Consider the following 2,566-nt stretch of genomic DNA (forward strand, 5'->3'; position numbering starts at 1 on the left):
CCTGGTGTACGCCCGTCATGGGCGTGAACTTATGGGGTGCAAGTCCCCTGTACGAGAATCCAGTCACTGTCGCGAGACAGGGTAAACGAAGTACTAGCCGAAGGCAAGGGCGTCTCCGCGAGGAGGGGTCTGGAGGAAGCCGGAGCGCAAAGCTATGAGCTGACGAACAGAAACAGCATATAAGGCCATCATCCGGACAAGTCAGCACAACATGACGAAGTTCCACGGATTCAGGAGAAATGGTAAATGCTGCGGTTGTGTAGCGACAGTTCACGTTCTTATCCGGGGAGATCTGTCCGAATTGCCGTCCCAGATGTTTGGGGCTGCGCTCTGCATGGCAACATGCCGGGTATCGGGCAGAAGTCAGCAGAAGCCATAGTAGGCGTCGGACGCCGTCCCCATGCGATTGGACGGCTGGAAACAAGCCCGGTTAGCCGGGAAGACTTACCCCGCCGAAGGGCCGAACGAAGAATGGGGAGGAGCCCCAATGAGCTTTCATGACATAGAGAACCCGACCGGGGGAATGCCCATGGAGCGCGTCATTGACCAGCCAAACCCGGAGCAACACCTACTGGAGCGGATACTGTCCAGTGCGAACATGGAGCAAGCGTGGAAACGGGTACGGGCCAACAAAGGCGCACCCGGCGTCGATGGCATTACCATCGAACAATTCCCCGACCATACCCGTACTCACTGGAAAACAATCCGCGAATCGCTGATGACAGGCAGCTACCTTCCCTTGCCGGTGAAACGGGTGGAGATTCCCAAAGCAACGGGCGGAACCCGTCCACTGGGGATACCAACCGTGCTCGACCGGCTGACCCAACAGTCCATTGCCCAAGTGTTGACACCGATCTTCGATCCGGACTTCTCGGAATCAAGTTTCGGTTTCCGTCCCCGTCGTTCAGCGAAAGACGCTGTTCGGCAGGTTCGGGAGTACATCCGGCAGGGCTACCGTATTGCCGTGGATATCGACCTTGCCAAGTTCTTCGACACGGTCAATCACGACCTGCTCATGCATTTGGTGGGCAGAAAAGTCCACGACAAGCGGGTGTTAGCCCTGATCGGCAAGTACCTGCGAGCCGGGGTGAAGGTGAACGGGCGTCTGGAAAAGACCCGCCTGGGTGTTCCCCAGGGTGGGCCGCTCTCACCGCTTTTAGCCAACATCCTGCTCGACACACTGGACAAAGAGCTTGAGACACGCGGTCACAAGTTCGTCCGCTACGCTGACGACTTCGTCATACTGGTCAAAAGCCAGCGTGCCGGTGACCGGGTAATGGAGGGCATGAAAACCTTCCTGACGCACAAACTCAAGCTTACGGTCAATGAAACCAAAAGCTCGGTAGCAAGAACATCCCGCATCGACTTTCTTGGTTTCATCTTCAGCGGAACCCGTATCATCTGGTCTGACAAGGCATACCGGGAATTCAGACGCCGCGTCAAGCAGTACACCGGAAGAAGCTGGCGGGTCTCCATGAAGTACCGGTTGTTTAAGCTGGCCCAATATCTCCGTGGCTGGATGGGGTACTTCGGCATCTCGGAGTATTACCGTGAAATCCCGGAAATAGACGGCTGGATACGGCGCAGAATACGGCTGTGCTACTGGAAACAGTGGCGCTGGTGCCGCACCAAGATTCGGAACCTGCTGAGTATGGGTGTGCAACTTGGCACCTCCATCAGAGCAGGGTTGAATCGCGGCGGCCCGTGGGCTATGTCCCGCAGGCTGGCGGCTCAGCACGGTATGACTAACCAATGGTTGAAGGATCTAGGTCTACTATCTGTCAAAGAACTGTGGGTGAAGCTTCATTACCCGGCTACGGCCCGGTAATTCTATCGAACCGCCCGGTGCGGACCCGCATGCCGGGTGGTGTGGGGGCTGGGGGAGAAAAACCCCCGGCTACCCGATTATGAACTTTGTTCAGCAGCCTCTTGAAACTGTTTAATTTCATTCTTTATATCAGTAATTTGTTCTTCTTTGCTTTTAGCTGCAAATTTAACTATGTCTTTCCATATAGCAGCTTCTTCCGCACTGTAATGATTGTTTGAATACACTACGATTATTGCCCGCTTTAGTTTTGAAGTTTTATTTTTTAGTGCTTCTTCAAATTTTTGCATACTGATAAGGGCGACAATTTTATCCAATTTTGCTTTAAGCAATTTATTATTATGTGTCACAGCAATATTTGCATAGCCAGTTCCAAGAAGAGGAACTGAAATAGATTCTATTTTTTGTTCATTAGCTTCTTGGATTACCTTATCAAGAATGCTGTCAATACCTTCTACTGGTGTATTATGATATAGTCCGTAGTGTTGCTGGTCTTTACTTAAGTTTCTAGTTGTTACAACAAAAATTGCGCCGTTAAGATTGTTTGACTCTTTGTTGAATGAAATAAACTTGCTATATCCTAATCCTGCCCCAATCGGTCTCTCGTTTTTTGGAAATTTTGATTCTACTGATTGATAAAATGGTATTCCTGAAATCGTATGGCTTTCAAAGGCAGCAAGCACACTCTTGGGGCCTCGCTGATTAAAATCAAGTTCTTCTCCAACTGGCAATACCACAGTT

The 2,566-nt window shown here is 51.2% G+C and carries 2 protein-coding genes; one reads left to right on the forward strand and one right to left on the reverse strand.

Going from position 1 to position 2,566, the window contains the following annotated elements; translation table 11 throughout:
• The first annotated feature begins 487 nt into the window (after positions 1-487).
• On the forward strand, positions 488-1,828 hold the full coding sequence (ltrA, locus tag Q7U71_09040; protein ID MDO9391900.1) for a group II intron reverse transcriptase/maturase: 1,341 nt from the start codon (positions 488-490) through the stop codon (positions 1,826-1,828).
• Between the two features lie 77 nt (positions 1,829-1,905).
• Here the strand turns inward: ltrA and Q7U71_09045 are convergent.
• A partial coding sequence (locus Q7U71_09045) for a hypothetical protein (GenBank protein ID MDO9391901.1) occupies positions 1,906-2,566 on the reverse strand: 661 nt, incomplete at its 5' end.

It is taken from the genome of bacterium (genome assembly GCA_030655055.1).
Lineage (GTDB): Bacteria > Edwardsbacteria > AC1 > AC1 > EtOH8 > UBA5202.

Coding starts and splice junctions, on each gene's coding strand:
- ltrA (MDO9391900.1), top strand. CDS start 488: ATGAGCTTTCATGACATAGAGAACCCGACCGGGGGAATGCCCATGGAG.